Source organism: Bacillus sp. T2.9-1, from assembly GCF_950097965.1.
GTDB classification, from domain to species: domain Bacteria; phylum Bacillota; class Bacilli; order Bacillales; family Cytobacillaceae; genus Niallia; species Niallia hominis.
Genome location: NZ_CATNHG010000157.1, coordinates 1 through 5,138, shown reverse-complemented (window position 1 = coordinate 5,138; position 5,138 = coordinate 1). Strand labels below are relative to the sequence as shown.

The window sequence follows — 5,138 nt, the reverse complement described above, 5'->3', positions numbered from 1 at the left end:
TTTTTTAATGCTTAATTTTTTCCAGCTACCGCGCTCTCGCTTGGTGGCCTTTTTGTCTAGTTGGGGGACTCGTCCCCCAACTAGACAAAAAGGATATTTATTCTCCCACAAACATTTTACTCATACTTTCCTGAAATCCCTGAAAACTTGTTTGCAACGTTTATTCTAATAAAATCCGGAAAAACTACCAGAGCAATATAATTTACAGAATGGATTAATTTGTTTATGATTACGCTTATACTTAAAAAAGGAGCATAAATAGATGATTAAAAATGAGCTATTATCTTCGTTTACCTTGCCCAATGGAATAACACTTAAAAACAGAGTAGTTATGGCTCCAATGACCAATTTTTCTTCCAATCAAGATGGGACTGTTTCAGAAGAAGAAGTGAACTATTATGCACATCGTTCTTCGGGAGTAAGTATGGTCATTACTGCATGTACAAACGTTACGCGTAATGGCCAAGGTTTCCCAGGCGAATTTGCTGCCTATAGTGACGACTTTATCCCTAGCTTAACGAAATTAGCTTCACGTATTAAAGAACAAGGCGCAAAAGCAGTTCTCCAAATTTTCCATGGTGGCCGGATGTGTCCTCCTGCCTTAGTGAATGGGGATGTTGTGAGTGCTAGTGACGTACCTGCTGAAGGAAGTGGAAATCCAACTCCACGAGCTTTATCAGAATCGGAAGCCGAAGCGATCATTGATGCTTTCGGGGAGACTACACGTCGTGCGATTGAAGCTGGTTATGATGGTGTGGAAATTCATGGAGCAAATGGCTACCTTATTCAGCAATTTTTCTCTCCTCATTCCAATCGTCGTGAAGATCGCTTTGGCGGAAGCCTTGAAAAACGAATGACTTTTCCATTGGCGATTATTGACAAAGTAAAAAGTGTTATTGACAAATACGCTACCTCTCCTTTCATTGTAGGCTATCGTTTTTCCCCAGAGGAACCCGAGACACCTGGAATTACAATGGGAGATACCCTTGCCCTAGTCGATAAACTAGCAGACAAAGGCTTGGATTACTTGCATGTTTCGCTCCAAGAATTCCATTCCACGCCAAGAAGAGGTGTGGAAGACCTATCAAAAACGCGCATTTCTTATTTGCTTGAAACAATCAATAATCGTGTTCCACTTATCGGCGTTGGTTCGATTTACAGTGCATCAGATGCACAACAAGCTCTAGAAACAGGAATTCCTCTCCTCGCTTTAGGTAGAGAGCTTATTATCGACCCTTATTGGGTACAAAAAGTTGCCGAGGGGAAAGAAGAAACGATTGTTACAGCGATTAATAAAGAAAAGCAGAAAGAGCTTGTCATTCCGGATCCTCTTTGGAATGCTATTATCCATACACCTGGATGGTTTCCTGGAGTTTAAGGAAGCTTACAAATTCACACAGAAAAGCACCTACTATATCACTAGTAGGTGCTTTTTTACACAAGGATTAAGCTTTATTCCGCCTTTTCATTTTTCTTAAAAATCTATTCCCGAATATGAAGACAAAAAGTGGCACACCAACAATTAGTTTTCCGATAACATAATCAAAAAAACTAAAAACTCCAAATAGAAATAAAAGAAAACTAATGATGAATGGGAAGCTAATATCTTTATTATTATCATCTTTCATTTTAATGCCGTAATACAAAGAGTAGAAACTACCAATGATGAAATAGATTGCTATTATCATAATCAATATGGCATTTAGCCACCCCTCCTCCTGATTCATAAGATAATGGAATCTTACCTGTTTTAACTGTTAATCCACAGTTGATTATCAGGAAATCACTGCAATACGCCCATTTATAGAAAATAATTCTCTAAAAAAAAGATGCTGTTCCAAAATATAACTAGAATAAGCAAGTAGGAAAAAATGTCCTTACTTGCTTATTCTATTAATTAAATGGTACTACTCATTTCCCTACAAAATAAGTTTCCGTCGGCCCTAAATAGCTAGTTGCTGGCTTCTTACCTTCTGGATAGATTACTAGCTTTTCTAATACAAATCCTGGGCTTACTGCATAAATTCTTAGTGTATTCAATCCTGCTTTACACTTGATTCGATGACAGTATCGATGGATATTATTCAGCACATCCACTCCCCAATTGTCACTTTCCCCAACGATATATTCTTCTGGGATAATATTAACAATGTTGATGTCATCCTCATTTGCTTGGATACCACAGAATAACGTATTATCCTTTGTAACTGGATTAGAAGGCTGTAGATATAATTCTACTTCATGCGTTCCAGCTTCCAATACGACAAAATGATATTCCAGATAGGGTGCATCCTCCCCTACTGAAAAATGCTTGGTTGTTGGAAAAGCCTTCATGGCAGATAATGTTTTGCCATAGCCTTCAAGCACTTCAAATCGATACATGTCCCCCTGTTGATTCACTGCTTCCTTGTTTAGAAAATAATGCTCGGCTTCTATCGAAATATAGCCATTCGTATCTATAAAAGTCCGCTCAGGGAATTCTTTGTAATCATTTTGGGCTGCGTATACTAGAATGGTACACGTACCACAAGGCATTTCTACGACAATACGACCCTCTGAATCGTCTCCCATTTCCTGACGATTAATGCTCACCTGAATGACTTCCGATGTTTTATCTTTACCATCTAAACTACCACTCGTTTTCGAACAGGTTAGCCATTGGTTTTCACAAGTAATCGTAAAGTCTGCATTTTTGTCACTTAAGCTAGAAATAGTGAATGTCGCTTCCTCTATATGCGGCTGTAGAAATGCGTCTAAATACAGTGTATTATTATGCCATGCTGGGCCTTCCGAATGCTGATTCGTCCCATCTATGGAAACAATTAATCTCGGTTTATTAGCGGGGATCACTTGCATAAGAATTGGGTTTTGACAGCCTTCTTCATTCCAGTTCGTAAAACCGATATGCTCAGACATCCCCATTCCATACCACTTCCCATTATCAATGGTATGATATTGCTCAACCAGTTCTCTATCTCTGGTCAAACACGCTCTAATTTGTTCCGCTAATTTGTTTGCTTCCATTTTACCAAGCTTGGCATCATCATGATTTTTCCCGGTAAGAAGCCACATCTTCTGCAAGTTCAAGTTTCCTACAGCAGGATAATAGACTAAAGAGAAAAACTTTGGTAATTTCTCTGAATCCACTTGTTTATATAGTTCCTCTGCAGCCTTTAAAAGATAATCGATTTGCTGTAATGTCTGATCTGTTTCCCTATAATGAACAGGATGATAGACTTCCGCATTCATATGCTCTGGTCTGCGATTATGGGCTATTTTCGTGTAGCCTGTTAGGAGTTCAAAAACCTTCTCCTTTTCCACCTTATTAAATACACCGTCAAACTGGGTATCAATCCATTTTCTCGTATAATCATCTGTCTTATTTTTGGCAGAGGTTCCCCATTTTTCAAAGTCATAAGCCAAATCTAAGAAATAAGATAACGGGAATTCCTGTGTAGCAATATCTCCTACATTTACAATCCATAAATCCCGAACACCAAAATCGTAAGCCATTGTCATCTGTTCCCATATCTTCGGAAGATACGAACTATTTATCCATTCATAGGAAATGGGTCCACCATGATAATCAAAATGATAGTACATCCCATAGCCACCTGAATGGCTGCGCATTTCTTCTGTTGGCAATGTACGCAGATTTCCATGGTTATCATCACAGAGCATAAGAATGATATCTTCAAGCTCCTCCGATCCGATTAAGCCAGCCGTATGTTCATCCCCATAAAAGAAGGGTTCTACTTCTTTATATAAAGCTAGCATTCTTGGAACTTCGGAAAGATTTGGATTGATATTTTCTCGGATTAATTGATTTTGCGTTTGGATGACATCTCGCAGTAATTCGATATTATCTGCAAGGGTAGCATCTTTCCCCATAATAGTTGTATCCGCTTCCCCACGCATCCCAACCATAATGACATTTTCAAAGTTTCCGTTCCGCTTCAGACCATCTTTCCAAAACTTCGTAATCCCTTCTCTATTTGCAATAAAATTCCAGGCGTCTCCATAAATAGAGTCCTTCCCACGCAAATATTTATATTCCTCTCCATTTCGCAAACAAGGCTCATGATGGGACGCCCCCATGACTACCCCATATTCATCTGCTAATACTGCATTTAACAATCCTGGTCCATCCTCGCTAAAACGAGCAGACCACATAGCTGGCCATAGATAATTTCCTTTCAATCTCAGCAATAATTCAAAAACATGGTCATACATTTCCGCATTAAAGCCGCCAAAATTCTTCGTCGTCCAGTTTCCAAAAGCTGGCCATTCATCATTGATAAAAAAACCACGGTAACGCACAGACGGCTCTTTCGAAAGATATTTTAAATCTCCACTTAATGAGAAAGACTCTTTATGCTTGGGTTTAACATCACACCAATCCACCAACGGAGAAACGCCAAGGAGCTCTGATAAATGAAATAGCCCGTAGATTGTTCCACGCTTATCACTCCCAACGATTACTAGTGCTTTTTCTACATCTTCAAAGGGATTTTCAATGACTTGAAATAAATAAACTTCCCTCTTTCCTTTCACTTCTGACAGATCAATCAGCTGTTTCTCTTCCAATTCATGAAGAATTGGGCTATGGTTCAAGGTTCCATATAAAACAGCATGCTTTCCAAGCTTCTTTCTATCCGAAGTCGCTTGTGGTGCATAGCCAAACACTAACTCCACATCCCCCATAACCTTTCTAGCAATTTTATGTATTCCACTAAATGCCTCTTTTTCTTGGTAAAATAAGGAGCCAGTATGATCAACTGCTGTTACACTTTTTAACATGTCTCTGTTAATCGTAAATTCCATATAAACACCTCTTCTATTGGTTAGGTTTATGACAGATTTTTTACTACTTGCAACTATCCTTGTAAGCGGTTACCATTGGTTCTATTACAAATAATAACATATTCTATTATTCAGCCTATAACTATATGCATTATTTATTGGTGAAAAAAAGTAGACTGGTCTCATTTAATAAAAAAAAGACAAAGATTGAACTGACCTAGCCAAATGAGACATATATAAAACACCTACCCATATTAAATTTAACACTTTTTCATTAATTTGATATTGGTTCTTTACTGGAAATAGTTCAGGCACTTTGTCACTTTACTTGGAGC

General features: G+C 38.3%; 3 protein-coding genes. 1 reads left to right on the top strand and 2 read right to left on the bottom strand.

Annotated features, from left to right (window positions below; all coding sequences use genetic code 11):
- Nucleotides 1–262: 262 nt before the first annotated feature.
- Nucleotides 263–1,378 (top strand): NADH-dependent flavin oxidoreductase, encoded by a 1,116-nt coding sequence (locus QQZ16_RS23015; RefSeq protein ID WP_048717493.1) that lies wholly within the window; start codon nucleotides 263–265, stop codon nucleotides 1,376–1,378.
- A 67-nt stretch (nucleotides 1,379–1,445) separates the two neighbouring features.
- On the opposite strand, the gene QQZ16_RS23010 is transcribed toward QQZ16_RS23015, so the two are convergent.
- Together QQZ16_RS23010 and QQZ16_RS23005 are read right to left on the bottom strand one after the other, a co-directional pair.
- Nucleotides 1,446–1,727 (bottom strand): hypothetical protein, encoded by a 282-nt coding sequence (locus tag QQZ16_RS23010; RefSeq protein ID WP_152910805.1) that lies wholly within the window; start codon nucleotides 1,725–1,727, stop codon nucleotides 1,446–1,448.
- A 184-nt stretch (nucleotides 1,728–1,911) separates the two neighbouring features.
- Nucleotides 1,912–4,824 carry a glycosyl hydrolase 115 family protein gene (locus QQZ16_RS23005; RefSeq protein ID WP_048717497.1) on the bottom strand — a complete coding sequence of 971 codons (2,913 nt, stop codon included), beginning with the start codon at nucleotides 4,822–4,824 and terminating at the stop codon, nucleotides 1,912–1,914.
- Nucleotides 4,825–5,138 lie beyond the last annotated feature (314 nt).

Bases quoted from the DNA above. Each gene is read 5' to 3' on its own strand.
- QQZ16_RS23015 (WP_048717493.1), top strand. From the start codon at position 263: ATGATTAAAAATGAGCTATTATCTTCGTTTACCTTGCCCAATGGAATA.
- QQZ16_RS23010 (WP_152910805.1), bottom strand. From the start codon at position 1,727: ATGAATCAGGAGGAGGGGTGGCTAAATGCCATATTGATTATGATAATA.
- QQZ16_RS23005 (WP_048717497.1), bottom strand. From the start codon at position 4,824: ATGGAATTTACGATTAACAGAGACATGTTAAAAAGTGTAACAGCAGTT.